This is a genomic window from Chromohalobacter sp. HP20-39, from assembly GCF_033052815.1.
Taxonomy (GTDB): Bacteria; Pseudomonadota; Gammaproteobacteria; order Pseudomonadales; family Halomonadaceae; genus Chromohalobacter.
In genome coordinates this window covers 1-255 of the sequence record NZ_JAWHTP010000897.1, presented here as the reverse complement: position 1 = coordinate 255, position 255 = coordinate 1, and the positions used below count along the sequence as shown (strand labels likewise).

The following is a 255-nucleotide window of genomic DNA, read 5'->3' as shown; positions in this document are numbered from 1 at the left end:
GCTGCTGCCAAGAGGATCAAGCCCTCAATCGTCTAACACACACCCGGGATAGCGGCAGGGTGCGCGCTGTTAGGATGGAAATTGTGGCAACTGTCGTAATATCCACCATTTGTTGGAGGGGTGGTCGGGTTAGGGGCATCTTCGGATGCTCCACCGGGAAGTGGCTCGGACGGTGTACTGACCGCGATGGATTTCTGATCCTCTTTTTGATACGTCGTGCAGCTCACGTTGCTGATGTCTACCGCAGTTGCGTCC

Annotated in this window: 1 protein-coding gene; it reads right to left on the bottom strand. The window is 55.7% G+C overall.

Going from position 1 to position 255, the window contains the following annotated elements:
• Positions 1-32: 32 nt before the first annotated feature.
• Positions 33-255 (bottom strand): hypothetical protein (locus tag RVY79_RS20560; RefSeq protein ID WP_317466444.1); only part of this gene is annotated, 223 nt, incomplete at its 5' end.